A 26027-nucleotide genomic window follows, 5' to 3' on the forward strand; every position below is an offset into this window, starting at 1 on the left:
GAAAGAACCCGCAGGCCAGAAGCCTGCGGGTCTCCTTCGAAGCGGTGGAGCGGGTGACGGGAATCGAACCCGCGTAGCTAGTTTGGAAGACTAGGGCTCTACCATTGAGCTACACCCGCGTGCCCCCGGAGTACCGGGTGCGAAAGCAGCTTAGCGTGACCCGCTAGGCTGTGTGTACACCCCCCGGGAAGATCGGGGAGTCACGGGATGTGGCGCAGCTTGGTAGCGCATCCGCTTTGGGAGCGGAGGGTCGCAGGTTCAAATCCTGTCATCCCGACCATAGGTCTTTGACCTGCGATTGTACCTCTTATTTGGGCCGGAAGACTCGGCCCGGAAGCTAGTGCGGCACTCAGCGACACTCCGCTTTGCGGATTTTCGCCTGCCGCCTCGCACCCTCCAGCCCGCTCGGAGTTTGCCGTCGCGACCGAATAGGACAGAGCCGCTCAGCGCTTCGGCGAAGTCCTGAGCCGCACGAGCCCCGACGCTGGTCGGCCACCGCGCATCCGGGCAGGATGAAGATCATGGAGATCCGCCCCGCCCGCACCACCGACGCTCCCGCCGTGACCGCGCTGCTCGCCGAGCTGGGCTACCCGGACAACAGCGAGGCCGGCGTGCGCCGCCGCCTCGAGCGTTGGTCCCGTCATCCCGAAGGTGCCGCGTTCGTCGCCGAATCGGACGGCACGGTGGTCGGTGTGGTCGCGGTGGTCGCGATCCCTTTTCTCGAGAAGGAAGGCTCCGGAGGACGGATCGTGGCCTTGGTGGTGGACGGGGCCCAGCGCGGCGCGGGGATCGGACGTGAGCTGGTCGCCGCGGCCGAAGCGGAGGCGCTGCGCTTGGGCTGCAACACCATGGAGGTCACCAGTTCCCGCCACCGGACCGGCGCGCACGCCTTCTACCGGGCGCGGGGATACCAGGATCGCTGCGAAGACAGCGCCCGGTTCGTGCGACGGCTGAACGTCTGACCAGCTCCCGCATGAGGGGAGCGCTAGGCCCACCCAGTATTACGCCGTCGACAACTACGACGACCTGCCCCGCCGCCTGCCCCCGCGTTTCGTCCTCTAGTTGCGGTCCTTGCGCGTGCAACTACCGCAACTAGAGGACGAATTGCGGTAAGACTGGCGGCGTGAAAGACGATCGTCAGGTGGAAGCACTCTTGAGGGAGCTGGCCCCACAGGTCATCGGGTTGCTGGTGCGCAGGCACGGGCAGTTCGACGCTTGCGAGGACGCCGTCCAGGAAGCGCTCCTCTCGGCCTCGCAACAGTGGCCGGAGCAAGGCATCCCGGACAGTCCGAAGTCCTGGCTCGCGACGGTCGCGTCACGGCGCCTTGTCGACGAGTGGCGCAGCGAGAGCGCCCGCCGCCGTCGCGAAGAGAACTCCGCGGTGATGGACCTGGCCGGTCCGGGCGAAGCGTCCACAGTGTCCTCATCGGACGACACGCTCACCGTGCTCTTCCTGTGCTGCCACCCTTCCCTGTCCGCGTCGTCACAACTCGCGCTGACGCTGCGCGCGGTCGGCGGCCTGACCACCGGCGAGATCGCGACCGCTTTCCTGGTCCCGGAATCGACGCTGGCCCAGCGGATCAGCCGTGCGAAACAGACCATCAGGAAGGCGGGCGCGGAGTTCGTCCTGCCGCCGTCCGCCGAACTCGCCGAACGGCTCCGCGTCGTCCTCCACGTGCTGTACCTGATCTTCAACGAGGGCTACACGACCAGCGGCGGCCCCGACCTGCACCGCGCCGATCTGACCGCCGAGGCGATCCGGCTGACCAGGTTGCTCCGGCGGCTCATGCCCGACGAGGACGAGGTCACCGGGCTGCTCGCACTCATGCTGCTGACCGACGCCCGCCGCGCCGCCCGTGCCGGTGAGGACGGCTCGCTCATCCCCCTCGCCGACCAGGACCGCTCGCTCTGGAACGCGGAAGTCATCGCCGAAGGGGTCTCGCTGGTGAGCGCGGCGCTGGAAGCGGGCCCGGTCGGGCCGTACCAGGTGCAGGCCGCGATCGCCGCCGTCCACGACGAGGCGGCCACCGCGGCAGGCACCGACTGGTCACAGATCCTCGCACTCTACGACGTCCTCGAGAAGGTCTCGCCCGGCCCGATCGTCACGCTCAACCGTGCCGTCGCGGTCGCCGAGGTCAACGGCCCGGCGGCGGGCCTCGAACTGCTCGCCACCCTCGACGACGACGGCCGGATGAGCCAGACACACCGCCTCGATTCCGTCCGCGGGCATCTGCTGGAACTGGCCGGAGACACCGGCGCCGCACGCGAGGCCTACCTCCGGGCCGCCGGTAAGACCGCAAGCGAACCCGAAAAGCAGTACCTGTCCCGGCGCGCGGAGCGGCTCACCGAATGACGCGGCAGACGATGGTGCCGTGCCGCTGATCTTCCCGACGGTCATCCGGGTCGCCTTCGACCACACGTCTTTCAAGTCGTACGACGGCGCCCCGCCGTGGCCCAGCGCCGACGCGGTGGTGCTGATCGTCGTGGCCGAAGTGTTCTTTACGAAGAGCGGTCAAGCCCGTATGTCACTCATCGGCTTTCCTGGCGGTGGCCATGGCGCGCTCGGTCTCCCAGAACGCCCGCATCGACACGATCAGCCCGTCCTCGCGCACCCGGTAGACGAACACGCCGTCGGTGTCGACGCGATAACCCCCTGGCAGGTACGTCGTGATCGTCCCGACGTTCGCGACCTCGTCACCGGCCGCGTGGGAATCGCGGATGGTGAACTGGAAGCGCTCGACGTTCGCGATCGTCTTGTCCCAGAAGGCACTGATCCCGTCTTGCCCGTGGTGCCCCTTGCCCTCCTCGTCGAACATGGACGGGCCGATCGGGTCCTCGACGACGGCGTCCCCGGCGAAGAGTTCGAGCCAGGCGGCCTTGTCGCCGGCGGTCACGGCGGTCATCGAGCGGAACGCGGCCTGGCGCGCGGGCGGCTGTGTGGCGGCCGGATCCCAGCAGACGTCGACACCCATGGCTCAGTCTCCGATCTTAGCGATGATCTCGTCGCCGAACTTCTTGATGGAATGGAGTTTCGGGCCGACTTCGGCGTCGAAACCGAGGCCGTCGAACACCCACGGCATGGTGATGACGTCGGTGACGCCGAGGTCGCCCTGCTCGCGGTAGCCGTCGAGACCGAACTTGTCGATGCAGACGGCCTGGTACTCGAAGGGGTCTTCGGCGCGGCCCTGTTCGGCCAGCAGCCCGCGCAGCTTCGCGATCGTTTCGCGGAGGTCGTCGAACCTCATCATCGCCGACGACCAGCCGTCGGCGACCCTGGCGGCCCGGCGCAGCGCGACGTCGGTGTGGCCGCCGATGTAGAACGGCACGCGCGACGGCGGCGTCGGGCTCATCTGGAGCTTGTCGAAGTCAAAGAACTCGCCGTGAAACTCGACCATCCCGCCGTCGAGGATCAGCCGCAGCACCTCGATGGCCTCGTCCACGCGCTTGCCGCGCTTCTCGTACGGGGCGCCGCACCAGCGGAACTCCTCCGGCGACCAGCCGACGCCGAGCCCGAGGCCGAAGCGGCCGCCGGTCAGCGCCGCGACCGAGTTGACCTGGCGTGCCAGCAGGACCGGATTGCGGGAGCCGAGTTTGAGCACAGAGGTGTAGAACGTGAGCCGTTCGGTGACCGCGCCCATCGAGGCGGCCGCGACCAGCGGATCGGCCCACGGCGTCTCCTCGGTCCAGAACCGGCTGCCGTCCGGTGTGTACGGATAGTCGGCCGAGACGGTTTCGGAATAGAACAGGGAATCCGGGAGCGCGATCGAGGAGAACCCCACCTCTTCGGCGGCACGGGCGAGCTCGCCCAGCTGATCGAGTGGATTCATCGCGATCGACAGGGTGAACTTCATGAGGGCGAACTATAACGTGTTCTAGTTTGGCCCGCCAGTGTGCGCGGTGACCGAGAGCACTGGCGGGAACCGCCGGCGCACCGGCCGCGTTGACCAGGCAAAAGGCCGAACGATTCCTGGAGTGAACCCATGGGCACCGCGATCTTCCTGATCGTGCTCCTCGTCGTGGTGGTCGGCGGCGGCATCTACTTCGCGAAATCCCAGGCGGCGGCCAAGAAGCGCCAGCTGGACGACGCGAAAGCCGACGCACGGCGCCTCGTCGAGCGACTCGGCGGTCAGGTCATGAACATCACCGGCACGGACATCGCCTCCCAGCAGGCGATGGCGGACGCGTCCGAACGCTTCACCGCGGCAGGCTCCCAGATGGAGCAGGCGCAGACCATCGAGCAGGCCCGGCTCGTGCGCGAGACGGCCATCGAAGGCCTCTACTACGTCCGCGCGGCCCGGCTCGCGATGGGCATGGACCCCGGTCCGGAGCTGCCCGGCAGCGAGGAGCGCGACCGTGCCGGCAAGGTCACCGAACACCGCTCTGTCGACGTCGAGGGCGAGCACTACGAGGCTTCGCCGGACCCGAGCCAGCGGACGCCGCACTACTACCCCGGTGGCCGTGTGGCCGGCCGTCCGGTGCCGCAGGGCTGGTACAGCGAGCCGTGGTGGAAGCCCGCGCTCGTCGCCGGTGCCTGGGGTCTCGGTTCGATGCTGCTGTTCAGCGCGATGTTCTCCGGTATGGCAGGGATCGCGAGCGCGTCGGCCTGGGAGTCGGGCCACGACGCGGGCCAGGGAGACGCCGGGGCGGCCGACGGCGGCGGTGACGCGGGTGGCGACGCCGGTGGAGACACGGGCGGGGACGCCGGTGGGTTCGACGGTGGCGGGTTCGATGGCGGCGGCTTCGACGGTGGCGGGTTCGACTTCTAAGCCCTGAGAGATGAGAAGAACGGGACTTCATTGCAAATTTTGCAATGAAAGTCCCGTTCATAGCAGGCCTTCTTCCTGTGTCGTTCGGTGTCGGCCGGGTTCGGCTGCCGGTCGGGTCAAGTCCGTGAAGGACTCCTTAAGGGACTCTGGGGCCCTCGAAGTTCCCCTCACCCGGCCCGGAACGCCACCCCTGGCCACAGCCACCCCACCAGCCACAACAACGGTGCGAGAAAGACCCCTTCCCCACTCTCAAGGCAGGGATGGAGGCCTTCGAACCCCCGCCAGTCGGGAGCCCCGGGTCAAGTCCGTGAAGGACTCCCTAAGGGACTCTGGGTCCCTCGAAGTTCCCCTCACCGACCCGGGGCGCGTCCCAGCATCACCAGCGCCCCCACCAAGTGAATGAAGGCCCCTTTGCTTGCGCCTGGCGCAAGCAAAGGGGGCTTCATGTACTTCAGGCGGGCAAAGAGCCGGTCACCTTGTCGCGCAGAGTCCGCGAACCAGGCGTGGGGCCCACCCACAGCCTCGATGCTATGAACGGCCCCGTTCCCAGCATCCTCAGGCTGGCTGACAGGTGGGGCACCAAAACAGGTTCCGCGCGGCCAGGTCGCTGCGCAGCACCGGCGTCCCGCACACCAGACACGGCTCCCCGGCCCGGCGGTACACGTAGACCTCACCCCCGTGCCGGTCCTGCCGCGGCGCGCGGCCGGTCGCCTTGGGCAGGTGCTCGGGCGCGACCGTGTCGATCCGTCCCACCCGGACACCGTGCCGCATGAGCGTCACGAGATCCGCCCACATGTCGTCCCACAGCCCGCGATCGAGCGCACGGCCCGGGAGGAGCGGGGCGACGCCGTGCCGGAACAGCACCTCGGCGCGGTACACGTTGCCGACGCCCGCCAGTACGGACTGGTCCATCAGCAAAGCCGCGATGGACGTCTTGGACCGCGTGATCCGCTCCCACGCCTTGTCCGGCTTCGCGTCCCGGCGCAGTGGGTCCGGCCCCAGCCGGGCCTTGATCGCGTCGACGCGCGGTGCGTCCAGGAGTTCGCATTGGTTCGGTCCGCGCAGGTCGGCGGAATGCGTCGGGCCGACCAGGCGCATCCGCACCTGACCGACCGGTTCGGCCACCGGCAGCGGCTCGTCGGAGAACGTGCCGTACAGGCCGAGGTGGATATGCACTGTCCCGTGTGGACCGTAGTCGTGGAACAGGTGTTTCCCGTACGCCTCGGCCTTCACCAGTACCCTGCCGTCCAAACGGGACGCTTCGGTGCCGAAGCGTCCCTGCGGGCTGCTCACTTCGACAGGGTGGCCGGCGAAACGGCGTTTGTGCAGACGTGCCAGTCGATGGAGCGTGTGCCCCTCGGGCATGTCAGTGCTCGGGCAGCGGCGGCGGCCAGCCGGTGTTCTCGTAGTCCAGGATCTGCTGGACGCGGCGGCCGTGGCGCGCGTCCGGGCTCGGCGGGGTCGCGAGGAACGCCTCGACGATCTCGGTGGCCTCTTCGGTGGTGTGCATCCGCGCGCCGACGCCGATCAGCTGGGCGTGGTTGTGCTCGCGGGTGAGCTTCGCGGTCTCGACGCTCCACGCGAGGCCGGCGCGAGCACCCTTGACCTTGTTGGCCGCGATCTGCTCGCCGTTGCCGGAACCGCCGACGACGATGCCGAGGCTGCCCTCGTCCGCGACGACCCGGCGGGCCGCCTCGATGCAGAAGGCGGGGTAGTCGTCCGCCGCGTCGTAGACGAAGGGACCGACGTCCTCGACGTCGTGGCCCTGTTCCTTGAGGTGGGCCACGAGGTGGTTCTTCAGTTCGAAACCGGCATGGTCAGAGCCAAGGTAGACACGCACAGCGCGAAGTCTGCCATCACAAGGCTTCTCGGGCATGCTCTGGGGGTGGACATCTGGGGCCAGCGCGGATCCGACATCAGACTCGAATGGGGACCCGAAGGCGTCTGCGTCCTCGGCGGAGACTGCGCCGTTCTGATCATCGTCGACGTACTTTCCTTCTGCACCACAACGGATCTAGTCCTCGGCAACGGCGGACGGGTGCTGCCCGTCCGCTGGCGCGACCATCGCGGTGAACAAGCCGCGAAAGAGCGAAGCGCCATCCTCACGGGTGAAACGAGTGGACCTTGCGACCTTCGTCTGTGATCGAGATCCCTTCCGGCACGCTCCTCGCGCTCCCCTCCCCCAACGGCGCCACGCTCTGCGACGCCGCCGCCACGACCGGCGCCGAAGTCCTGGCGGGCTGCCTGCGCAACGCCTCCGCCGTCGCCGCCCACGCGGCCGGACTCGCGGACGGCAGGCCGATCGGCGTCATCCCGGCCGGGGAACGCTGGGGCATCGACATGCACACCGAGACCAAGACCTTCGGACCGCTGCGGCCCTGCGTCGAAGACCACCTCGGCGCGGGCGCGATCGTGGCCGCGCTGAGCGACTACGGCCGGCTGTCCGCCGAAGCCCGTCTCGCGGCCATCGCAGCGAAAGTGACCGACGTCGGCGAAGCACTGGCAGAGTGCTCCTCAGGGCGTGAGCTCGCTGCGGCCGGACACGGGAACGACGTGACCCTCGCCGCACGGCTCGACACGAGCAGCACGGTTCCGGTGCTGCGCAAGGGAATACTGGAGGATTCGTGACTTGGCTCGAACTCGCGGACGGCGTGTACGCCCGCCGTCACGAGGAGCTGGACCTGACCGTCGGCCTGGTCGTCGGCACTGACCGCTGCCTGGTCGTCGACGTCCGCGGCGACGTCGAGCAGGGCGCCGAACTCGCCGCGGCGGTGCGGGAGATCACGCCGCTGCCGTGGTCGGTCGTCTACACCCACGCGCATTTCGATCACGCCTTCGGCACGACGGCGTTCCTGCCCTGTGACGTCTGGGCACACGAAGGGTGCCTGGCCGAGCTGACCACCTACGGTGAGGGCGCGCGGCGCAAGTGGATCGCGTACTACCTAGCCCAAAACCGCCCCGAAATGGCGGAGGCGCTGGAACGCACCGAACTCACCATGCCGGATCGTCCGGTCGTCGACACCGCCGAGATCGACCTCGGCGGCCGCGTTGTCGTGCTGCGCTTCCTCGGCCGCGCTCACACCGATCACGATTTGTTCGTGCACGTACCTGACGCCGGGATCATCTACGCGGGCGACGCCGTCGAGAACGCCGAAGCGGGCTTCAGCGCGTTCTCCTTCACCGAGGACAGCTCCCTTACGGAGTGGGCCGGCGTGATGGACGCGATCCTCGCGCTGGAACCCAAGGTCATCGTGGCCGGACACGGAGACCCGGTCGACATCGCCTTCATCGAGAAACACCGTGAGGGGTTGCGGGAACTCGTCGCGCTCAAGACACAGATCGCCTCGGGCGACCTCACGACGGACGAAGCCGTCGCGAGGTCCTCCTACCCCGGCGATGTCACCAAGGCCGCACTCGCGACCCCTTAGTCGAAGTTGAGATCCCCGGTCCGGGTGCGCTTCAGCTCGAAGAAGTCCGGGTAGCTCGCCAGCGCGCGGGCGCCATCGAAGACCTTGACGGCGTCCTCGCCGCGCGGGATCGAGCTGAGGACCGGGCCGAAGAAGGCGACGCCGTCGATGTGGATGGTCGGGGTGCCGACGTCCATTCCGACCGGATTCATACCTTCGTAGTGACTCTTTTTCAGCGCATCGTCGTACTCGGTCGACTCCGCGGCGCCTGCCAGCTCGGCCGGGGCGCCGATGGCCTTGAGGGTCTCCGTGATGACCTTCGGAATGTCCTTGTCACCCTGGTTGTGATGGCGGGTGCCGAACTCCGTGTAGAAGTCGCGCAGGGCCTCCTCGCCGTTCTTCTGTGCCAGCGCGGTCGCGACACGGACCGGTCCCCAGCCACGGTCGAGAAGCTCCTTGTACTGCTCAGGAAGGTCTTCACGGCCGCTGTTGAGCTCGGACAGGCTCATGATCCGGAACCTCAGGTCGAGGTCGCGGTGCTTCGCCACTTCGAGGATCCAGCGCGAGCTGATCCAGGCGAAGGGGCAGATCGGATCGAAGTAGAAGTCGACCTTGGTCGTCTCGGACGGGGCGGTCATCAAGTTCTCCCGGTGCCATCGTCTTGGGGTGGGCCGGTAGCCACAGAGTGCTACACAGCGGCCAACATCGGGGCCATCGGCGTTGTTCCCGTCGTCAGCACCGGCCTCCGCATGATTGGATGCCTGTAGTTGGAAACCAAAACCGATACCGATGACCAGAGGTGCCAGTGCCCGCCCCCAACCTGACCCGAGACCAAGCCAAGCTGCGCGCGGACCTGCTCGACGTCGAGTCCTACGACATCGCGCTCGATCTGACCGACGGCCGCGGCGGTCCCGGTGAGAAGACCTTCACGTCGAAGACGAAGATCAAGTTCGCGAGCGCCAGAAGCGGCGAAGCGTCGTGGATCGACATCGTCGCCGAGGGGATCGAGTCGGCCGTCCTCAACGGGGCGGACCTCGACGTCAGCGGGTACGTCGAGGACAAGGGCGTCGAGCTCCCTGGCCTCGCCGAGTCGAACGAACTCGTCGTGGACGCGGTCTGCCGGTACATGAACACCGGCGAAGGCCTGCACCGGTTCGTCGACCCGGTCGACGACGGCGTCTACCTCTACACCCAGTTCGAGACCGCCGACGCCAAGCGCATGTTCGCCTGCTTCGACCAGCCTGACCTCAAGTCGGTCTACCGGCTCACCGTGATCGCGCCGCAGGACTGGAAGGTCATTTCGAACGCGCTGGTGGAGTCGGCCGACGAGACCCCGGAAGGGGCCGTTCGCACCGTCTTCGCCGTCTCCGAGCGGATCTCGACCTACCTGGTCGCGCTGATCGCGGGCCCGTACAGCGAGTGGCGCGACGAGCACTCCGACGAGCTCGGCACGATCCCGCTCGGCATCTACTGCCGCTCCTCGCTCGCCGAGCACATGGACGCGGACAAGCTGTTCACCGAGACCAAGCAGGGTTTCGCCTTCTACCACGAGAAGTTCGCGACCCCGTACCCGTTCTCCAAGTACGACCAGCTGTTCGTGCCCGAGTTCAACGCGGGCGCGATGGAGAACGCCGGTGCCGTCACCTTCCTGGAGGACTACGTCTTCCGGAGCCGCGTCACGCGCTACGCCTACGAGCGCCGCGCCGAGACGCTGCTGCACGAGATGGCGCACATGTGGTTCGGCGACCTGGTCACCATGCGCTGGTGGGACGACCTGTGGCTGAACGAGTCGTTCGCGACCTTCGCGAGCGTGCTGGCCCAGGCCGAGGCCACCGAGTACAAGAACGCGTGGACCAGCTTCGCGAACATCGAAAAGTCGTGGGCGTACCGGCAGGACCAGCTGCCCTCGACGCACCCGATCGCCGCCGACATCGTCGACCTGCACGCGGTCGAGGTGAACTTCGACGGCATCACCTACGCCAAGGGCGCGAGTGTCCTGAAGCAGCTCGTCGCCTACGTCGGGCTCGACCACTTCCTCGAAGGCCTGAAGGTCTACTTCGGCAAGCACGCCTGGGGCAACGCGACCCTCGCGGACCTGCTGGGCGCGCTGGAAGAGGCGTCCGGCCGCGACCTGTCCTGGTGGAGCGCGCAGTGGCTGGAGACCACCGGTCTCAACTCGCTGAGCCCGCGCTACGAGATCGGCGCCGATGGCGCGTACACCGCCTTCGCCGTCACCCAGACCGGTGCCAAGCCGGGCGCCGGTGAGCTGCGTACGCACCGCGTCGCGGTCGGTGTCTACGACGAGGACGAGAACGGCAAGATCGTCCGCAAGCACCGCGTCGAACTCGACGTCGACGGCGAGCGCACCGAGGTGCCGGAGCTGGTCGGTCTCCCCGCGGGCAAGCTCGTGCTGGTCAACGACGACGACCTGACCTACTGCACGATGCGGCTCGACCCGGCGTCGCTGACCACGCTGATCGACCGCATCGCCGACATCACCGACCCGCTCCCCCGCACGCTGTGCTGGTCGGCGGCGTGGGAGATGACGCGCGAGGCCGAGCTCAAGGCCCGCGACTTCGTCACGCTGGTCCAGCGCGGCGTGCACACCGAGACCGAGGTCGGTGTGGTGCAGCGGCTGCTGCTGCAGGCGCAGACGGCGCTGAACTCGTACGCGAACAAGGCGTGGGCGGCGGACAAGGGCTGGCCGGAGTTCAGCTCGCGGCTGCTGGAGCTGGCGCAGGGCGCGGAGGCCGGTTCGGACCACCAGCTCGCCTTCGTGAACTCGCTCGCGGGTTGCGTGCTCGACGAGAAGACGCTGCAGATCATCGCGGGCTGGCTCGACGGCACGGCGCCTTTGGCGGGCCTGACCGTCGACACCGACCTGCGCTGGCGGCTGCTGCAGGCACTGGTCGCGCATGGCAAGGCGGAGAACCCCGAGATCGACGCGGAACTCGCCAAGGACGACACCGCCGCCGGACGGCGTCAGGCGGAGCGCTCACGGGCGCTGCGGCCGACCGACGAGGCGAAGGCCGACGCGTGGGAGCGGGCGGTGTACGACGACGAGCTGCCCAACGCGGTCAGCGACTCGCTCATCACCGGCTTCTCCCACCCGGGCCAGAAGCACCTGCTCGGCGACTACGTGACGCGCTACTTCGACGTCATCGACGAGGTGTGGCAGCGGCGCTCCAGCGAGCGGGCCCAGCCGACCGTGGTCGGGCTGTACCCGTCTTGGGCGGTCGAAGCGCCGACCGTCGAGGCGTCGGACGTGTGGCTGGCCGGGGAAGACCACCCCGCCGCGCTGCGCCGTCTCGTGTCGGAAGGCCGGGCCGGGATCGTGCGGGCGCTGGCCGCCCGTGAGTTCGACTCGCAGGCCGGGGTCTAGAACGAGTTGAAGGGGCCCTTCACCGCATGTGATGCGGCGAAGGGCCCCTTCCTTACTCCATCCATGCCCCCGCCACCACCCTCAACGGAGGCGCTCCGCGCCCACGCCTGGACTTATGCGGGGAAAGTCCCCTTCAGCCCCTGGGGCTGCCGGCCTGGTCGCTCAGCATCCGCAGGGCGTTCACGAGGCCGCCGACGAGGTCGCCTTCCTTGAAGGAGGCCACCATGCTGGCCACGGCGAGCTTCGCGCCGCGGTCGGGCAGGCGGTGCCGGGCCTGCGAACCCGTCACGATCTCGATGGCGCGCTGGCCGGGTGACACGGCGACGACCACGGAGTCGGCCGGGGCGTCGGTCGAGGCCAGGAGGCCTTCGGCGGTCGCGCGGGTGTCTTCGCCGAGCTCGCCGAGGTACACACTGAAGTCGAGGCCGGTTTCGCGGCTGGCCAGCGTCAGTGCCTCGTCCAGCCGGGCAAGCTGCTGGATCGTGAATGGACTGATCGGCCCAGCCGGTTCGTACATCTTGGCGGCGGAAACCCGGCCGCTCGAGGTAACGGCGGCGCCGTAACCGGGCTCTTCGTCAACAGCGGTGGACGAATGGGTCAGTTCACCAGTTGCCACGAGCGCCTCCCGTCACCGTAGTTCCGTCCGACGCGCCGACGGCGGTCGCGCCGCCCACGTTCGCGTGCGAATGCCTGGCGCCGACACCGTCGGGGTTGGCGCTCCACCACATGGCCGGGTACTCCCACGGCTGCCCCGGCCGGTACCGGGCGACGCCCGCGCCCTTCGACCGCAGCGTGGCCACCCCGCAAATCGCGTAGATGGCCAAGGGGATCACCGCGAAGACCAGGATCGTCTCGACAAGGTTCACGCGCGTGAGCGTATCCGATACCGAAGGGCCGCACCCGGTCGCACGGGCGTGCGGCCCGGCACGTACCACTCGTCGTCCGGAGGGGGCCGTCCGCCGCTTGCCGCGAAAGCGCTCCCACATTGGGCCGAAGCCCTCAAGGCCGAAAGGTTGCAACTCAACGTACGGGCGGCCGCACCCGGCGCTGTCGTCTTGTAGCGACCTTGAAATCCTCGTAGCTTTTTCACCTGTACGGGCCTTGCGCCCAGCTCTCTCACCCCAGCAGGTAACGCACCGGTCGCAGGAGGACATGTCATGCAGAGCACCCAGACACCCGGCCAGGCGATCATCGACACCATTTCGTCACTCTTCGAAACTGGATTCATCCCCGGAACGCGTGTGACGGCGGGCACACGGGTTACGCGCGGTACTCGTGTCACTCGCGGTACGCGGGTCACCGCCGGAACCCGGGTCACCCGTGGCACCCGCGTGACACGGGGCACGCGGGTCACCGCCGGAACTCGCGTCACCCGTGGCACGCGCGTCACTCGCGGCACCGCCGGCACTCGTGTCACCAGCGGAACCCGGGTCACTCGTGGCACCCGCGTCACCCGTGGCACGCGCGTCACCTGCCAGAGCGACTTCTCCCTGGCCGCCTGAGCAGGAGCAAGACCGGCGTACCTGTAGCGATGCAGAGCTTCACCACGGCATCATCGGCTCGCCCCGGCCGCCGAAAGGCAGCCGGGGCGCCGACGTGTTCAGGACAGGGTCAAGCCGCGGTTCCCAGGTACGGCCGCCACAACGGGTCGGCCTCCTTGGAATGGGCGAGCAGCCGCCAGTGCGGCCCGTGCGGGGCCCTCGGCACGACGCGCAGGCGCCAGCCGATCTCGGAGAGCAGCTTGTCCGCCTTCCGATGGTTGCACTTGGCGCAGCAGGCCACGCAGTTCGTCCAGCCGTGGGGACCGCCACGGCTGCGCGGGATGACGTGGTCGATCGTCTCGGCCCGCCCTCCGCAGTAGGCGCAGCGGTACCGGTCGCGATGCATGAGCCCGGCCCGGGTCAGCGGCACCTGCGCGCGGTAAGGCACGCGTACGTAGGTGCTCAGCCGGATCACCGAGGGCACGGGCAGCGAGACCGAAGCGGCGTGCAGTTCGTGCCCCGCGGGGTCGCCGTGCACCACCTCTGCCTTGCCGCACATCACGAGGACCACCGCGCGCCGCAACGGCAGCGCCGTGAGCGGCTCGAACGTGGCGTTCAACAGCAATACCCGTCTGCGACCCCAGGACGACGCCGTAGTCGTAGTGGGTGCCGCCGAAGTCGACGGATCCCGCCCTCTACGCTGTCCGGGCGGGCGGGCAACACCCCCTGGTCGCGTTCCCGGCCCTGCCGGCGGGGCCCCGTGCGAGGGGGCACCTCCCGGATGGGCGCGCAGCACGACCTCCGGCGCCTGTCCGGCCAAGGCTTGGCTCGGGACGCCGAGGGGGATGGGTTGTCGGTCTGGCACTCGACCACCTCCACCGGTGCAGGCATAGTCGACCACAGATCAGCCCCAAAGTGCACGTGTGTTACTGGACGTGTCACATGCGCGCGACCCGGCGGCCATCCGAAATCGGGTATTTCGAATCCCGCCGAGCCGAACAGCGCGAACGAACCCCGCCGAGCACGAAAGGACATTTCTTCTTCGTGAACCTGCTGCCTACCGAACCCCCGGCTTGCACACGAGAAGTCGGCAGCCTGTGCTACCAGGTGTTCCAGGTCACAAAAAACGAATGGCTCTCCGCGTCGGCGGGCTGGGTGCTGACGAAGCCGATCAGGATCCTGATGATCATGGCCGTGGCGTTCCTGCTGCGGTACCTGGTCTGGCGCGTGATCAACCGCGTGACGCGGATGCCGAGCGGCTCCAAGAAACTGCCCGCCCTGTTGAGACCGCTGCGGGAGAAAGCTCCCGAGGTGCTCGGGTCGGCGGTGATAAAACGACGCCGCCAGCGCGCCGCCACGATCGGCTCGGTGCTCAAGTCGATGGCGACGTTACTGATCTACGGCATCGCGTTCATCCTCGTGCTGGGTGAATTGGGCATCAACCTGGCGCCGATCATCGCCTCCTTCAGCATCGTCGGTGTCGCGCTCGGTTTCGGCGCGCAGAATCTCGTCAAGGACTTCCTCTCCGGCATCTTCATGATGATCGAGGACCAGTACGGCGTCGGCGACGTCGTCGACGTCGGTGAGGCCTCCGGCACCGTCGAGGCCGTCGGCCTCCGGATCACCACCCTGCGTGACATCAACGGCACCGTCTGGTACGTCCGCAACGGTGAGGTGCTGCGGGTCGGCAACTCGAGCCAGGGCTTCGCCGTGGCCGTCGTCGACGTCCCGCTCAGCTACTCCGCCGACGTCGAGAAGGCCACCGCGCTGATGGCCGCGAAGTCGAAGTCACTCCTGGAGAACGAGGTGCTGGCACCCAACGTGCTGGAGCCGCCCGAGATGCTCGGTGTGGAGACCGTGACACCGGAGGGCATCAAGGTCCGCCTGACCGTGAAGGTCCGGCCTGGCAAGCAGTGGGCGGTACAGCGCGCGCTGCGGGCGCACCTGCTCGCCGCGCTCGACGAAGCGGGATTCGAACCACCTCTGGGGCGCTTTATGTCGTCCGGCCCCGCGGCCCAGTAGGACAAGGGCAGAATGGAGCTGTGTCCGTGAGCGAACCAGACCCCACGACCTTGTACGAGGCGATCGGCGGTGAACCGGTGTTCACCCGGATCGTCGCGCGGTTCTACGCCGAGGTGGCGGTCGACGAAGTGCTTCGGCCGCTGTACCCCGAGGAGGACCTCGGCCCGGCCGAGGAGCGCTTCCGGCTGTTCCTCATGCAGTACTGGGGCGGCCCGCACACCTACTCGGATCAGCGCGGCCACCCTCGGCTGCGGATGCGGCACGGTCCGTTCAAGATCGGCCCGATCGAACGCGACGCCTGGCTGCGCTGCATCAAGATCGCGGTCGACGAGGAGAACATCGAGGAGCCCTACCGCGGGCAGCTGTGGGCGTACCTGGAGATGGCCGCCAACAGCATGATGAACAGTTTCGTGTGATGGAGCGCGGCGTGACTTGGTGGGACCAGGCGGTCTTCTACCAGGTCTACGTGCGCTCGTTCGCCGATTCCGACGGGGACGGCGTCGGTGACCTCGAAGGCATCCGAGGCAAGCTCGGGTACCTGGAGCTGCTCGGGGTCGACGCGCTGTGGCTGACGCCGTTCTACCGCTCGCCCATGGCCGACCACGGGTACGACATCGCCGACCCGCGCGACGTCGACCCGATGTTCGGCACCCTCGGCGACTTCGACGTGCTGCTGACCGAGGCGCACAAACGCGGCATCAAGGTCACCATCGACGTCGTCCCCAACCACACCAGCAACACCCACGCCTGGTTCAAATCGGCGATGGCGGCGCCGCCGGGTAGCCCGGAACGGGACCGCTACATCTTCCGTGACGGGCTCGGCCCGCGCGGCGAGCGGCCGCCGAACAACTGGGTCAGCGCGTTCGGCGGGCCGGCGTGGACCCGGATCCCGGACGGCCAGTGGTACCTGCACCTGTTCTCGCCGCGGCAACCGGATCTGAACTGGGCCAACCACGAGGTCGCCGCCGATCTGGAGCGCACCCTGCGGTTCTGGCTGGACCACGGGGTGGACGGTTTCCGCGTCGACGTCGCGCACGGCATGGCGAAACCGCCGGGCCTGCCGGACATGGACCCGAGGGTGAACCCGATCGGGCCGAGCGAGTTCTACGACCCGCGGTTCGACAACGACCGCGTCCACGAGATCCACCAGATGATCCGCAAGGTGCTCGACGAGTACCCGGACGCGATGGCCGTCGGCGAGATCTGGGTGACCGACGAGGAACGGCTCGCGCGCTATCTGCGGCCGGACGAACTGCACCTGGCGTTCAACTTCCGGCTCGTGCTCACGCATTTCGACGCGGACGCGTTGCGGACCGCCATCGAGCGTTCCTTGGCGGTGCCGAAGTCGGCCGGGGCCCCTGCCACCTGGACGCTGAGCAACCACGACGTCTGGCGGCAGGTCAGCCGGTACGGCGACGGTGAACGAGGCGTGCGGCGGGCGCGGGCGATGGCGCTCGTCGAACTCGCGCTGCCAGGGACGATCTATCTGTACAACGGTGAGGAACTGGGACTCGGCAACGTCGACCTCCCGCCCGACGCGCTCGCGGACCCGCGCGCCAAGATCTCCGGCGCCGAATTCGGCCGGGACGCGTCGCGTGTGCCGATACCGTGGGAAGGCGACCGGCCGCCGTTCGGCTTCTCGCGGAATCCGCGGACGTGGCTGCCCATGCCCGCTTCGTGGGCGTCGGTGACCGTGGAAGCTCAGCTGGAGGATCCCGCGTCGACGCTGTCGCTGTACCGGCGGGCGATCGAGACCCGTAAGTCGCACAGGGCTTTCAGCGGCGAAGACCTCGAGTGGTACGGCGCCCCGGCCGGGTGTTTCGCGTTCCGGCGGCGAGGCGGCGGGCTGATCTGCGCACTGAACACGTCGGCGAGCCCGATCGCGCTGCCGCCGGGTGAGGTGCTGCTGTCGAGCGTGCCGCTGGTGGACGGGAAACTGCCGCCGGACGCGGCTGTCTGGCTGGTCTGAGCGCCCGGCCCCGGATGTGATGAACGGACCTTTCATCACAGGATGTGTGATGAAAGGTCCGTTCATTTCACAGGTGGATCAGTGGATCAGTTGGAGCCCGGGTGCAGCTTGTACTGCGTCTGGGCGTTGAACTGGTTCTGCCGGACGAGCTTCGCCGGGAAGGTCCGCCAGTCGTTGAGGTCCAGGACGTCCAGGCCCTTCACGATGTCGGACGAGAAGATGTAGCCGTTGTACCAGTACGCCGACCAGGTTCCACCGCCGACGAGCTTCTCGTTCGAGAGCGGGCCCCGCTCCCAGTACGCGATCTCCTTCGGCTTCTTCGAGTCGGTGAAGTCCCACACCGAGACACCGCCCTGGTACCAGGACTGGACCATGATGTCCTTGCCCGGCACCGGAACCAGCGAACCGTTGTGCGCCACGCAGTTCTCGGTCTCGGACTGGAGACGCGGGATCTTGTAGTAGCTGCGGAACTCCAGCTTGCGGTTGTCGCCGCGGCCGGTGATCTCGTAGATGCCGTTGGCGCCGCGGGTGGGGCCGAACTTCTCCAGGCAGGTCGCCATGCCGCCGCCGCCGAGCTCGTCGGTGAAAACGACCTTGGTGGCGTCGTTGTTGAAGGTGGCGCTGTGCCAGAACGCGAAGTTCACGTTGTCCTGGACACGGTTGATGACACGCGGCTTGAGCCGGTCGGAGATGTCGATCAGGACGCCGTCACCCATGCAGGCACCGGCCATGAGGTCCTTCTCCGGCAGCGCCGTCAGGTCGTGGCAGCCGGTGGTCGCCGACCGGCGGGTGCCGTCGGGGTTGGGGCCGCCGGGGTTGCCGCCGTCGATCGGGAACAGCACCGGGGTCGCGACGAGTGAAGCCGTCGCCGGATCCTTCACCGGGACCTTGATGATCGACAGCTTGTCGTGCGGCGGCTGGCAGTCGGGCAGGTTCGCCGCCGGCGCGTACGACGAGACGTAGATGTACACGTCCTTGCCGCGCTTGTCCGGCACCAGGGTGTTGGTGTGCGAACCACAGTCGGTCTCGACCGCCGCGACGTACTTCGGCGCGGCGAGGTTCGAGATGTCGAAGATCTTGATGCCCTCCCACGCCGTCTTGTCCGACGCGGGCTTCGCGACGCTGTTGCACGAGTCGTCGCTGCGCGAGGCGTCGGTCGACAGGAAGAGCAGGTCACCGGAGATCGACACGTCGTTCTGCCCGCCGGGGCAGAGGACCTGGCTGACGATCTTCGGGCGGTAGGGGTTGCGGACGTCGAAGACGTTGAAGCCGTCGTACGTGCCGATGATCGCGTGACCCTTGGTGAACGCGATGTCGGTACCGGTCGAGTCCTCGGTGAACGGTCCCTGCTGCGGAATGTTCGCGATCGACCGGAGATTCGGGCTGTGGACGATCTCGTCCACCCCCGGAATCGTGGTCGCCGACGGCTCCGCGACGACGGCCGGCGCGGCGAGCGCACTGGAGGCCCCGAGGGCGGCGACCGCTGCCGCCGATACGAGGACCCTGGTCAAGCGGCGTTTCAGCCCAGGCTGCAGCACGATATGGCTCTCCTTCCACCCAGCTTTACGCGGACCTTATTACTTATTTAGGCTCAGCAGATACCGACCAACGGAGGAATTCCGGGATGAGAAAAAGTTTGACATCGGCACTGCTCGCTGCCGCTTTCGCCGTCTCTGGCTGCTCCGCCGACGAACTTCCCGCCTCACCGGCCCAGAGCGCACCGGTGATCGTCCCCGGGAAGCCGGGTGAGCAGGCGGGCACCGGCACCCCTGGCCCGGTGAATCGCGATAAGGCGGGCGAGGCCGACGTCGAGTACATGACGATGATGATCCCCCACCACCAGCAGGCGAAGGTGATGACCGACCTGGTGCCGGCCAAGACGGCGAACGAGCAGATCCGGGCGATCGCGGGCCGGATCTCGGTCGCGCAGGACGGCGAAGTCGCGATGATGAAGACGTGGCTGGCCGACCGCGGCAAGCCTGTGCCCGGCGAGGGCCACGGCGGCCATCACGATCACGCGCTGATGCCGGGAATGGCGACCGACGCCCAGCTGGCGGATCTGCGCGCGGCGAGCGGTGTGGCGTTCGAGAAGCTGTTCCTCGACCTGATGATCGCGCACCACACGGGCGCGCTGACCATGGCCGAGACCCAGCTCGGCAAGGGGGTGGAGATCAAGGCGCAGGAAATGGCGCAGGAGGTGATCACCGGCCAGTCCGCCGAGATCGAGCGCATGAAGACGATGCGCGCAAAGCTCTGACCCCTCCGCAATTAGTCCTCTAGTTGCGGTAGTTGGCAGCACGAACTACCGCAACTAGAGGACTAATTGCGGGGGTCAGGCGTCGCCGGAGGCGCCCATGTCTCCGTAGCCGGGATCGCCGGAGTCGTCGAGGGTGCCCGAGACGATCCAGGTCGCCAGCGCGGCGGCCTGGACGTAGGGCGCCGCCTTCGCCGCGGTCCGTCCGGCAGCTTTGGCGCGGCCCCACTTCTCCGGGCGTTCGGCGCGTTCCGGTGCCTCCTCACCAGGCGGCCGCTCGGTCCGCCACGGGGTCTCCTCCTGCCTGACCTCGGCGAGGAAGTCCGCGGTCGGGTCCTCCCCGTCCTTACCGGCGTCCTTGTCGCTCATGGGGACAGCCTGACACCGCGGGCGGCCGGAAGCCACCCGCGGTGCGAAGCGGTAAGAACCCTGTCAGAACAGCAGCGGCAGGAGCGCGTGGCGGCGCTTGAGGACGGCGCCGTACCGGGCGTCGATGCGCATCCACGAATCCGTCGCGGTGACCCGGACGACGTCGTCGGCGATCGACGAGTCCAGGAAGCCCATCCCGGACAACGCGAACAGGCACCGCATCTGGACCTTGATCTCCACCTCGCCACCGGTGACGGTGAGCACCGCCTGGTCCATCAGCGAAGCGGGCGGGTTGCCGTGCGGGCCGACGTTGTCACGGGCCAGCGTGACACCGCGGTCGGCCAGTTCGGAGAGCACCGTCGCCGGCAGTTCGTCCACCAGCTGCCAGCGTCCGGCGGCGGGCAGTTCGGAGTGCCACATCAGGTCGCGGGCCGGGCCCGGATCCATCCGTTCGCCGCCGGCGATGGTCAGCGCGGCGAGCAACTCGTTCCCGGACACCGTGACGTCCGACGGCGTGACGTCACCGGCGACGGCCCTGGTGGCGAGCACCTCGAACGGGGTCGTGCTCCACGCCTCGACGACGCCGTCACCACGCTGCCGCAGCCGCACCAGCGTGTTCTGGTCGAGCCGGACGGCCCTGGCCACGAACGCTCCGAGCGTTTCGCGGTCGCCCGCGTCCGGGATGACGAGCTCAGGCATCCGCGAACCCCTTCTCCAGGAAGGCGCGTTCGTCCTCGGTCAGGCGACGGGGCCGCTCCGACCCGGTGTCGAACGGCGCGAGCACCGTCTCCGCGGTGACCGCGACCTTGTCGACCTCGGCGGGCCCGGCGTGCACCTGGTAGCCGAGGGTGAAGCTGGCGTGCTTCAAGTCCTTCAACGAGATCTCCACCCGGATGTCCTGATCGGACACCACGATCGGCGAACGGTAATGGACGGCCAGCTTCACCACCACGATACCCTTGGGCAGTTCGGTGAGCCCGGCCCGGACGGCGTCCCCGAACAACAGGGGGATCCGCGCCTCTTCGAGCAGGGTCACCATGTTCGCGTGGTTGACGTGCCCGTAGACGTCCATATCCGACCAGCGCGGCCGGATCAGGGAAATGTAGCTCACTACCTCACCGTGCTCCGGATCTGCCTCGCCGCCACCGACAGCGTCGCCAGGTCGAGTTTGCCGAACTGGCTGATTTCGTCCAGGGCGACGCGGGCCCGCTGCAACCGCGAAGCGTTCGCCTTTTCCCAGTGCGCGATCTTCTCGTCCGGGCCGGTGCCCGAATCGCTGTGCTTCAACGCGTCCAGGGTGATCGCCCGCAGCGAGCCGTACACGTCGTCCCGCAGCGCGAGCCGCGCGAGGGCGTGCCAGCGGTTGCCGCGTTCCAAGCCGCTGATCGACGTCAGCATCTTGTCGACGCCGAGGTGGTCGGAGAGCGCGTAGTACAGGCTCGCGGTTTCCGACGGGGTGTGCACCGCGTCGATCCCCGCCTGCTGCTCGGCCATCTCCGCGACATCGGTGATGTCGAGCAGGCCGAAGGTGTGCAGCAGGAGTGCCACGCGCCCCGCCAGTTCCGCCGGGACACCCTTCCCCACCAGTCGCTCGGTGTTCGCGTCCACCGACTCGCACTCGACACCGCGAAGCAACTCGTGCGCCCGCGGGGCCAGCTCACCGACGACCCGGCCGAACCGGTTGATCTCGGCGAGCGGGGCCAGCGGCTGTGGCCGGTTGGTGAGGAACCAGCGGGCGGCGCGGTCGAGCAGCCTGCGGGTCTCCAGCATCATCTCGTCCGCGACCTCGGTCGGCACGATGTTGTCCAGCGTGTCGATCTGGGCCCACAGCGAGGGCAGGTCGTACACGTGGGTGACCACGGCGTACGCGCGGACGGCGTCGGTCGCCGTCGCGTTCATCTCCTCCATCAGGCGGAAGACGTAGGAGATCCCAGCGCCGTCGACCACCTCGTTGGCCACCATCGTCGTGATGATCTCGCGCTTCAGCGGGTGCTGGAAGATCGCGTCGCCGAAACGCTCCCGAAGCGGCTTCGGGAAGTACTCGGGCAGACGGCGCGAGAACACCTCCGAGTCCGGCAGTTCGCTCGCCAGCAACTCCTCTTTGAGATCGAGCTTGACGTGCGCGAGCAGCGTCGCCAGCTCCGGCGAGGTGAGGCCCTCGTTCGCCTTCTCCAGCGCGCGGAACTCCGCCGAACTCGGGAACGCTTCGAGCTTGCGGTCGAAGGCGCCCTTCGCGACCAGGGCCGCGACAAGCCTTTGGTGCACCGAGACCATCGGCCCGGCGTGCGCCTTGCTGACGCCGAGCACGGCGTTCTGCCGGTAGTTGTCGGCCAGCACCAGCTCGCCGACCTCGTCGGTCATCTGCTCCAGCAGCTCGTTGCGCTGCTCGGCCCCCAGCGATCCGGTCGAGACCAGGTGGTCCAGCAGGATCTTGATGTTGACCTCGTGGTCGGAGCAGTCGACGCCCGCCGAGTTGTCGAGCGCGTCGGTGTTGATCTTCCCGCCGGTGCGGGCGAACTCGATCCGGCCTAGCTGCGTCAGTCCCAGGTTCCCGCCCTCGCCGACGACCTTGACGCGGAGCTGGTTCCCGTTGACCCGCAAGGCGTCGTTGGCCTTGTCGCCCGCGTCCGCGTGGGTCTCGTTCTCGGCCTTGACGTAGGTGCCGATGCCGCCGTTCCACAGCAGTTCGACCGGCGACAGCAGGATCGCCTGCATGAGGTCGTGCGGGGCCAGCTTCGTGACGTCCTCACCGAGCCCGAGCGCTTCGCGGACCTGGGGGCTGACCGGGATCGTCTTCGCCGACCGCGAGTAGATTCCGCCGCCCTCACTGATCAGCGAGCGGTCGTAGTCCTCCCACGACGAACGCGGCAGGTCGAACAACCTGCGGCGCTCGGCGAACGAGGTCGCCGAATCCGGGTTCGGGTCGAGGAAGATGTGCAGGTGGTTGAAGGCGGCCACCAGCCGGATGTGCTCCGAGAGCAGCATTCCGTTGCCGAAGACGTCGCCCATCATGTCGCCGATGCCGACGACGGTGAAGTCCTCGGTCTGGGTGTCCTTGCCCAGCTCACGGAAGTTGCGCTTGACGCTTTCCCAAGCACCCTTCGCGGTGATGCCCATGGCCTTGTGGTCGTAGCCGACCGAGCCACCGGAGGCGAAGGCGTCGCCGAGCCAGAACCCGTAGTTCGCCGAGACCTCGTTCGCGATGTCGGAGAACTTCGCGGTGCCCTTGTCCGCCGCGACGACGAGGTAGCTGTCGTCGCCATCGTGGCGGACCACGCCCGGCGCCGGCACGGTCTTGCCCTCGACGCGGTTGTCGGTCACGTCCAGCAAGCCGGAGATGAACATCCGGTAGCAGGCGATGCCCTCGTTCAGCTGGGCGTCGCGGTCCAGGCCCGGGTCACCGGTGGCCGTCGGCGGCCGCTTCACGACGAAGCCACCCTTCGCGCCGACAGGCACGATGACCGCGTTCTTGACCGCCTGTGCCTTGACCAGGCCGAGGATCTCCGTACGGAAGTCCTCCCGGCGGTCGGACCACCGCAGGCCACCGCGCGCGACGTCACCGAAGCGCAGGTGCACACCCTCGATCCGGGGCGAGTACACGAAGATCTCGTACTTCGGCCGCGGTTCGGGCAGTTCGGGCACCGCGCTCGGGTCGAGCTTGAGCGCCAGGTACTGCCGGGAGTTCCCCTCCCCGTCGGTCACGTGGTAGTTCGTGCGCAGCGTGGCGAGGATGACCGCCATCAGCCGCCGCAGGATCCGGTCCTCGTCGAGGCTGGTCACCTCGTCGACCAGCTTGCCGATCTCGGCGGTGAGCTGGTCGGTTTGCGACGCGCGGACCTCGGTGCCGAGCGAAAGGTCGAAGCGGGACTCGAACAGCCGCACCAGCGCGGTGGCGATGTCGGTGTGCGCGAGGACGGTGTCCTCGATGTACTCCTGCGAGAACGGGATCTTCGTCTGGCGCAGATACCGCGAGTAGGCCCGCAGGATGACCGCCTGGCGCCAGGTGAGCCCGGCGCGCAGGACGAGACCGTTGAAGCCGTCGACCTCGCAGTCGCCACGCCAGGCGGCGTGGAACGCGTCCTGGAAGCGGGTCCGGAGGTCGTGGTCGGCGTGGTCGAGCACCTGCGGGTCGATGCGCAGGCCGAAGTCGTAGATCCAGGACCGGCCGCCGTCCTCGCGGCGCAGTTCGTACGGCCGTTCGTCGACGACCTCGACGCCCATCCGCTGCAGGACCGGGAGCACCTGCGAGAGCGTGACACCCTCGCCGCGCAGGTACAGCTTGAAGCGCCGCTCCCCCGGCTCGGCGTCGGCGGGCAGGTAGAACGACATCGAGAGGTCGCCCTCATCGGTCAGCGACTCCAGGGCACGGAGGTCCGCGAGCGCTTCGAGTGCGGAGAAGTCCTCCTTGTAGCCCTCGGGGAACACCGCGGCGAACCGCTGGCCTTGTTCGCCCGCGGACTCCTCGCCCAGCAGGCCGATCGCGACGCCGCTGTCTCCGGCGCGCTCTCGACGCTCGGCGAGGATCGCCTCGACCATCCTGTCGTCCCAGCCGCGGACGGCTTCGTTGAGCCGTTCCTGGATGCGCAGGGTGTCCGGCTCGGACCGCTGCGAGGGGTCGGTGTGCACGATGAAATGCACCTGCGCGAGCACGGTCTCCCCGATGCGCGCGCTGTATTCCAGTTGCGTGCCTTCGAGTTCGTCGAGCAGGACCTCCTGCATCGCGAGCCGCGAACGGGTCGTGTAGCGGTCGCGCGGGAGGTACACGAGGCAGGAGTAGAAACGGCCGTACGGGTCACGGCGCAGGAACAATCGCAGCCGTCGGCGATCCGACAGCGTGATCGCGCCGGTCGTCGTGGAGTACAGCGAGTCGGTGTCGGCCGAGAACAGGTCCGCGCGCGGCCAGTTCTGCAACACCTCGAGCATCCGCTGGCCGGAGAAGGACTCCATCGGGAAGCCCGCGCGGTGGATGACCTCGCGGACCCGGTTGCACACCACCGGGATGTCCAGCACGTTCTCGTGCAGGGCGGTGGTGGTGAACATGCCGAGGAAGCGGTGTTCGCCGGTGACGTTTCCCTTGTCGTCGAACGTTTTCACGCCGACGTAGTACGGGTACACCGGGCGGTGCACGGTGGACGGCGCGCTCGCCTGTGTCAGCACCAGCAGCGTCGGCGCGAGCGCGGACGCCGCCGTGTCGGGACCGGCGGTGAGGCTGCGCGCGGCCAGGCTGTCCTGGCGCAGCACGCCCAGTCCGGTCGCGAGCACCGCGCGCAGGGCGGGCTCGTCGCTGTCCGGATGAGGGCTGTCGATCAGTTCGTAGCGGCGGTAGCCGAGGAAGGTGAAGTGACCGTCGGCGAGCCAGCGCAACAGCCGCGCGCCCTCGGCGACCTCACGCGTGGACAGCTTCGGCGGGTCCGCGTCCAGCTGGTCGGCGAGACGACGTGCCGTCTCCGCCATCTTGTCGGTGTCCTCGACCACCTCGCGCACGTCGCCCAGCACCGACGAGAGCCGGTTGTCCAGCTCGCGGGCGCGGTTCGGGTCCGTCACCAGGTCGATCTCGATGTACATCCACGACTCGGCCGCCGAATTCGGCGGCGGCTCCGCCGGATCGGCGTCCGGGTGGACCGCCAGCAACTCGCCGGTCAGATCGCGGCTGACCACGACGATCGGGTGCACGATGCGCTGCACCTGCACCCCGTCACGGGCGAACTCGGCCGCGACGGAATCCACGAGGTAAGGCATGTCGTCCGTGACGACCTGCACGACGGTGGCCTCACGCGTCCAGCCGTCTTCCGGGCCCGTCGGGTTCAGCAGGCGCACCGCTGGACGGCCGGGCATCCGGTCCTTGGCCAGCTGCAGGTGCGAACGAACGGCGCCGACGAGGTCGACCGGGTCGTCACCGAGGATCTCTTCAGCGGGGATGTGCCGGTAGTACAGGCGGATCAGGTCGCCGATCTCCGGGGCATACGCCGCGGCGGCGTCGATCAGGTCGTCCCGGATCTGCTCCGGGTTCGCCGACCGGCGCCGGGCGCCCTCTTCGGTGCCGACATCTTTTCCGGGCGGGGACGAGACTCCCGTCGAGCTCATTTGAGGCAACTCTCCACTGTAGCGAGATTGACACCGCGACCGGCACGCCTGGCGTACCGGACCAGACCCAACCTACAGCTCCGGACAGTCGGCTCCACAAGGCCGGGTCATTCCCGCCCGGCGAAGATTTCCCTGCTCAGATACCGGAATCGCCGTGATCGGTTCAGCTACTGACGGGTCACATAAGCGGTCTGTCCGGCCCTGCCCAAGTCCTGCCGCACCGGGGGTGACCAGCACCCCTTGCCGATCGGACGAACGACAGGCGGCCTCATCCGGTCGACTGAATCGTTTAA

At 68.1% G+C, this 26027-nt stretch carries 22 protein-coding genes, 2 tRNA genes and 1 pseudogene; 11 read left to right on the forward strand and 14 right to left on the reverse strand.

Features of this window, described 5'->3' with window-relative positions; genetic code table 11:
- Positions 1-45: 45 nt before the first annotated feature.
- Positions 46-119: transfer RNA gene (locus ACM6LR_RS29135), tRNA-Gly, on the reverse strand.
- 84 nt (positions 120-203) lie between these two features.
- On the opposite strand from ACM6LR_RS29135, the gene ACM6LR_RS29140 reads away from it, so the two are divergent.
- From ACM6LR_RS29140 to ACM6LR_RS29150, 3 genes are all read left to right on the forward strand, one after another.
- Positions 204-280: transfer RNA gene (locus ACM6LR_RS29140), tRNA-Pro, on the forward strand.
- Positions 281-521: 241 nt separating this feature from the next.
- The gene (locus tag ACM6LR_RS29145; RefSeq protein ID WP_414940618.1) at positions 522-962 is read left to right on the forward strand and encodes a GNAT family N-acetyltransferase; all 441 of its coding nucleotides are present in this window, start codon (positions 522-524) and stop codon (positions 960-962) included.
- Positions 963-1123: 161 nt separating this feature from the next.
- Positions 1124-2353 carry an RNA polymerase sigma factor gene (locus ACM6LR_RS29150; protein WP_414940619.1) on the forward strand — a complete coding sequence of 410 codons (1230 nt, stop codon included), beginning with the start codon at positions 1124-1126 and terminating at the stop codon, positions 2351-2353.
- Positions 2354-2525: 172 nt separating this feature from the next.
- Here ACM6LR_RS29150 and ACM6LR_RS29155 read toward each other — a convergent pair whose 3' ends face one another.
- Together ACM6LR_RS29155 and ACM6LR_RS29160 are read right to left on the reverse strand one after the other, a co-directional pair.
- Complete coding sequence (locus tag ACM6LR_RS29155) at positions 2526-2972, reverse strand: nuclear transport factor 2 family protein (RefSeq protein ID WP_409495198.1); 447 nt, start codon at positions 2970-2972, stop codon at positions 2526-2528.
- Positions 2973-2975: 3 nt separating this feature from the next.
- A complete protein-coding gene (locus ACM6LR_RS29160; RefSeq protein ID WP_414944952.1) occupies positions 2976-3851 on the reverse strand; it encodes a TIGR03619 family F420-dependent LLM class oxidoreductase in 876 nt (291 codons plus the stop codon).
- A gap of 129 nt (positions 3852-3980) precedes the next feature.
- Here ACM6LR_RS29160 and ACM6LR_RS29165 point away from each other — a divergent pair, with 129 nt between their 5' ends.
- A complete protein-coding gene (locus ACM6LR_RS29165) occupies positions 3981-4766 on the forward strand; it encodes a hypothetical protein (RefSeq protein WP_414940621.1) in 786 nt (261 codons plus the stop codon).
- Between the two features lie 555 nt (positions 4767-5321).
- Here ACM6LR_RS29165 and ACM6LR_RS29170 read toward each other — a convergent pair.
- Both ACM6LR_RS29170 and ACM6LR_RS29175 read right to left on the reverse strand, forming a co-directional pair.
- Positions 5322-6131 carry an Fpg/Nei family DNA glycosylase gene (locus tag ACM6LR_RS29170; RefSeq protein WP_414944953.1) on the reverse strand — a complete coding sequence of 270 codons (810 nt, stop codon included), beginning with the start codon at positions 6129-6131 and terminating at the stop codon, positions 5322-5324.
- A 1-nt stretch (position 6132) separates the two neighbouring features.
- Entirely contained in the window at positions 6133-6606 is a 474-nt protein-coding gene (locus ACM6LR_RS29175) for a ribose-5-phosphate isomerase (RefSeq protein ID WP_414944954.1), read from the reverse strand.
- Between the two features lie 45 nt (positions 6607-6651).
- Between ACM6LR_RS29175 and ACM6LR_RS29180 the strand changes: the two are divergent.
- Both ACM6LR_RS29180 and ACM6LR_RS29185 read left to right on the forward strand, forming a co-directional pair.
- Positions 6652-7394 (forward strand): annotated as a pseudogene (locus tag ACM6LR_RS29180) (2-phosphosulfolactate phosphatase).
- On the forward strand, positions 7391-8194 hold the full coding sequence (locus ACM6LR_RS29185; RefSeq protein ID WP_414944955.1) for an MBL fold metallo-hydrolase: 804 nt from the start codon (positions 7391-7393) through the stop codon (positions 8192-8194). Before ACM6LR_RS29180 ends, ACM6LR_RS29185 begins: the two are co-directional and overlap by 4 nt.
- Here ACM6LR_RS29185 and ACM6LR_RS29190 read toward each other — a convergent pair.
- A complete protein-coding gene (locus ACM6LR_RS29190; RefSeq protein WP_414944956.1) occupies positions 8191-8811 on the reverse strand; it encodes a disulfide bond formation protein DsbA in 621 nt (206 codons plus the stop codon). The two genes, ACM6LR_RS29185 and ACM6LR_RS29190, sit on opposite strands and share 4 nt — an antisense overlap.
- A gap of 167 nt (positions 8812-8978) precedes the next feature.
- On the opposite strand from ACM6LR_RS29190, the gene pepN reads away from it, so the two are divergent.
- Complete coding sequence (gene pepN, locus ACM6LR_RS29195) at positions 8979-11555, forward strand: aminopeptidase N (protein ID WP_414944957.1); 2577 nt, start codon at positions 8979-8981, stop codon at positions 11553-11555.
- Between the two features lie 133 nt (positions 11556-11688).
- On the opposite strand, the gene ACM6LR_RS29200 is transcribed toward pepN, so the two are convergent.
- The 3 genes from ACM6LR_RS29200 to ACM6LR_RS29210 form a co-directional block, all read right to left on the reverse strand.
- Entirely contained in the window at positions 11689-12171 is a 483-nt protein-coding gene (locus tag ACM6LR_RS29200; protein ID WP_414940627.1) for a DUF5130 family protein, read from the reverse strand.
- Positions 12158-12421: a hypothetical protein gene (locus tag ACM6LR_RS29205; protein ID WP_414940628.1), complete on the reverse strand. Its 264-nt coding sequence runs from the start codon at positions 12419-12421 to the stop codon at positions 12158-12160. Before ACM6LR_RS29205 ends, ACM6LR_RS29200 begins: the two co-directional genes overlap by 14 nt.
- A 745-nt stretch (positions 12422-13166) precedes the next feature.
- Complete coding sequence (locus ACM6LR_RS29210) at positions 13167-13661, reverse strand: HNH endonuclease (RefSeq protein ID WP_414940629.1); 495 nt, start codon at positions 13659-13661, stop codon at positions 13167-13169.
- A gap of 419 nt (positions 13662-14080) precedes the next feature.
- On the opposite strand from ACM6LR_RS29210, the gene ACM6LR_RS29215 reads away from it, so the two are divergent.
- The 3 genes from ACM6LR_RS29215 to ACM6LR_RS29225 are packed head-to-tail and all read left to right on the forward strand — an operon-like array spanning position 14081 to position 17027.
- Positions 14081-15058, forward strand: a complete 978-nt coding sequence (locus ACM6LR_RS29215; protein WP_414944958.1) for a mechanosensitive ion channel family protein — start codon at positions 14081-14083, stop codon at positions 15056-15058.
- A 20-nt stretch (positions 15059-15078) separates the two neighbouring features.
- Positions 15079-15474 carry a globin gene (locus ACM6LR_RS29220; protein WP_101605936.1) on the forward strand — a complete coding sequence of 132 codons (396 nt, stop codon included), beginning with the start codon at positions 15079-15081 and terminating at the stop codon, positions 15472-15474.
- The gene (locus ACM6LR_RS29225; protein ID WP_414944959.1) at positions 15474-17027 is read left to right on the forward strand and encodes a glycoside hydrolase family 13 protein; all 1554 of its coding nucleotides are present in this window, start codon (positions 15474-15476) and stop codon (positions 17025-17027) included. Before ACM6LR_RS29220 ends, ACM6LR_RS29225 begins: the two co-directional genes overlap by 1 nt.
- 86 nt (positions 17028-17113) lie before the next feature.
- On the opposite strand, the gene ACM6LR_RS29230 is transcribed toward ACM6LR_RS29225, so the two are convergent.
- Entirely contained in the window at positions 17114-18565 is a 1452-nt protein-coding gene (locus ACM6LR_RS29230; RefSeq protein WP_414940632.1) for an LVIVD repeat-containing protein, read from the reverse strand.
- Between the two features lie 86 nt (positions 18566-18651).
- On the opposite strand from ACM6LR_RS29230, the gene ACM6LR_RS29235 reads away from it, so the two are divergent.
- Positions 18652-19284, forward strand: coding sequence for a DUF305 domain-containing protein (locus tag ACM6LR_RS29235; RefSeq protein ID WP_414940633.1), 633 nt, complete (start codon positions 18652-18654; stop codon positions 19282-19284).
- 75 nt (positions 19285-19359) lie between these two features.
- Here ACM6LR_RS29235 and ACM6LR_RS29240 read toward each other — a convergent pair whose 3' ends face one another.
- The 4 genes from ACM6LR_RS29240 to ACM6LR_RS29255 all read right to left on the reverse strand — a co-directional run bounded on the left by ACM6LR_RS29240 (position 19360) and on the right by ACM6LR_RS29255 (position 25734).
- Positions 19360-19650: a hypothetical protein gene (locus ACM6LR_RS29240; RefSeq protein ID WP_414940634.1), complete on the reverse strand. Its 291-nt coding sequence runs from the start codon at positions 19648-19650 to the stop codon at positions 19360-19362.
- A gap of 63 nt (positions 19651-19713) precedes the next feature.
- Positions 19714-20349, reverse strand: a complete 636-nt coding sequence (locus ACM6LR_RS29245; RefSeq protein WP_414940635.1) for a hypothetical protein — start codon at positions 20347-20349, stop codon at positions 19714-19716.
- The gene (locus ACM6LR_RS29250) at positions 20342-20761 is read right to left on the reverse strand and encodes an acyl-CoA thioesterase (protein WP_414940636.1); all 420 of its coding nucleotides are present in this window, start codon (positions 20759-20761) and stop codon (positions 20342-20344) included. Before ACM6LR_RS29250 ends, ACM6LR_RS29245 begins: the two co-directional genes overlap by 8 nt.
- Positions 20761-25734 carry an NAD-glutamate dehydrogenase gene (locus ACM6LR_RS29255; RefSeq protein ID WP_414940637.1) on the reverse strand — a complete coding sequence of 1658 codons (4974 nt, stop codon included), beginning with the start codon at positions 25732-25734 and terminating at the stop codon, positions 20761-20763. Before ACM6LR_RS29255 ends, ACM6LR_RS29250 begins: the two co-directional genes overlap by 1 nt.
- Between the last annotated feature and the right edge of the window lie 293 nt (positions 25735-26027).

Origin of the sequence: Amycolatopsis sp. cmx-11-32 (assembly GCF_047608695.1) — a bacterium.
Taxonomy (GTDB): Bacteria; Actinomycetota; Actinomycetes; order Mycobacteriales; family Pseudonocardiaceae; genus Amycolatopsis.

Coding starts and splice junctions, on each gene's coding strand:
- ACM6LR_RS29235 (WP_414940633.1), top strand. CDS start 18,652: ATGAGAAAAAGTTTGACATCGGCACTGCTCGCTGCCGCTTTCGCCGTC.
- ACM6LR_RS29255 (WP_414940637.1), bottom strand. CDS start 25,734: ATGAGCTCGACGGGAGTCTCGTCCCCGCCCGGAAAAGATGTCGGCACC.
- ACM6LR_RS29155 (WP_409495198.1), bottom strand. CDS start 2,972: ATGGGTGTCGACGTCTGCTGGGATCCGGCCGCCACACAGCCGCCCGCG.
- ACM6LR_RS29245 (WP_414940635.1), bottom strand. CDS start 20,349: ATGCCTGAGCTCGTCATCCCGGACGCGGGCGACCGCGAAACGCTCGGA.
- ACM6LR_RS29160 (WP_414944952.1), bottom strand. CDS start 3,851: ATGAAGTTCACCCTGTCGATCGCGATGAATCCACTCGATCAGCTGGGC.
- ACM6LR_RS29145 (WP_414940618.1), top strand. CDS start 522: ATGGAGATCCGCCCCGCCCGCACCACCGACGCTCCCGCCGTGACCGCG.
- ACM6LR_RS29165 (WP_414940621.1), top strand. CDS start 3,981: ATGGGCACCGCGATCTTCCTGATCGTGCTCCTCGTCGTGGTGGTCGGC.
- ACM6LR_RS29190 (WP_414944956.1), bottom strand. CDS start 8,811: ATGACCGCCCCGTCCGAGACGACCAAGGTCGACTTCTACTTCGATCCG.
- ACM6LR_RS29240 (WP_414940634.1), bottom strand. CDS start 19,650: ATGAGCGACAAGGACGCCGGTAAGGACGGGGAGGACCCGACCGCGGAC.
- ACM6LR_RS29225 (WP_414944959.1), top strand. CDS start 15,474: ATGGAGCGCGGCGTGACTTGGTGGGACCAGGCGGTCTTCTACCAGGTC.
- ACM6LR_RS29170 (WP_414944953.1), bottom strand. CDS start 6,131: ATGCCCGAGGGGCACACGCTCCATCGACTGGCACGTCTGCACAAACGC.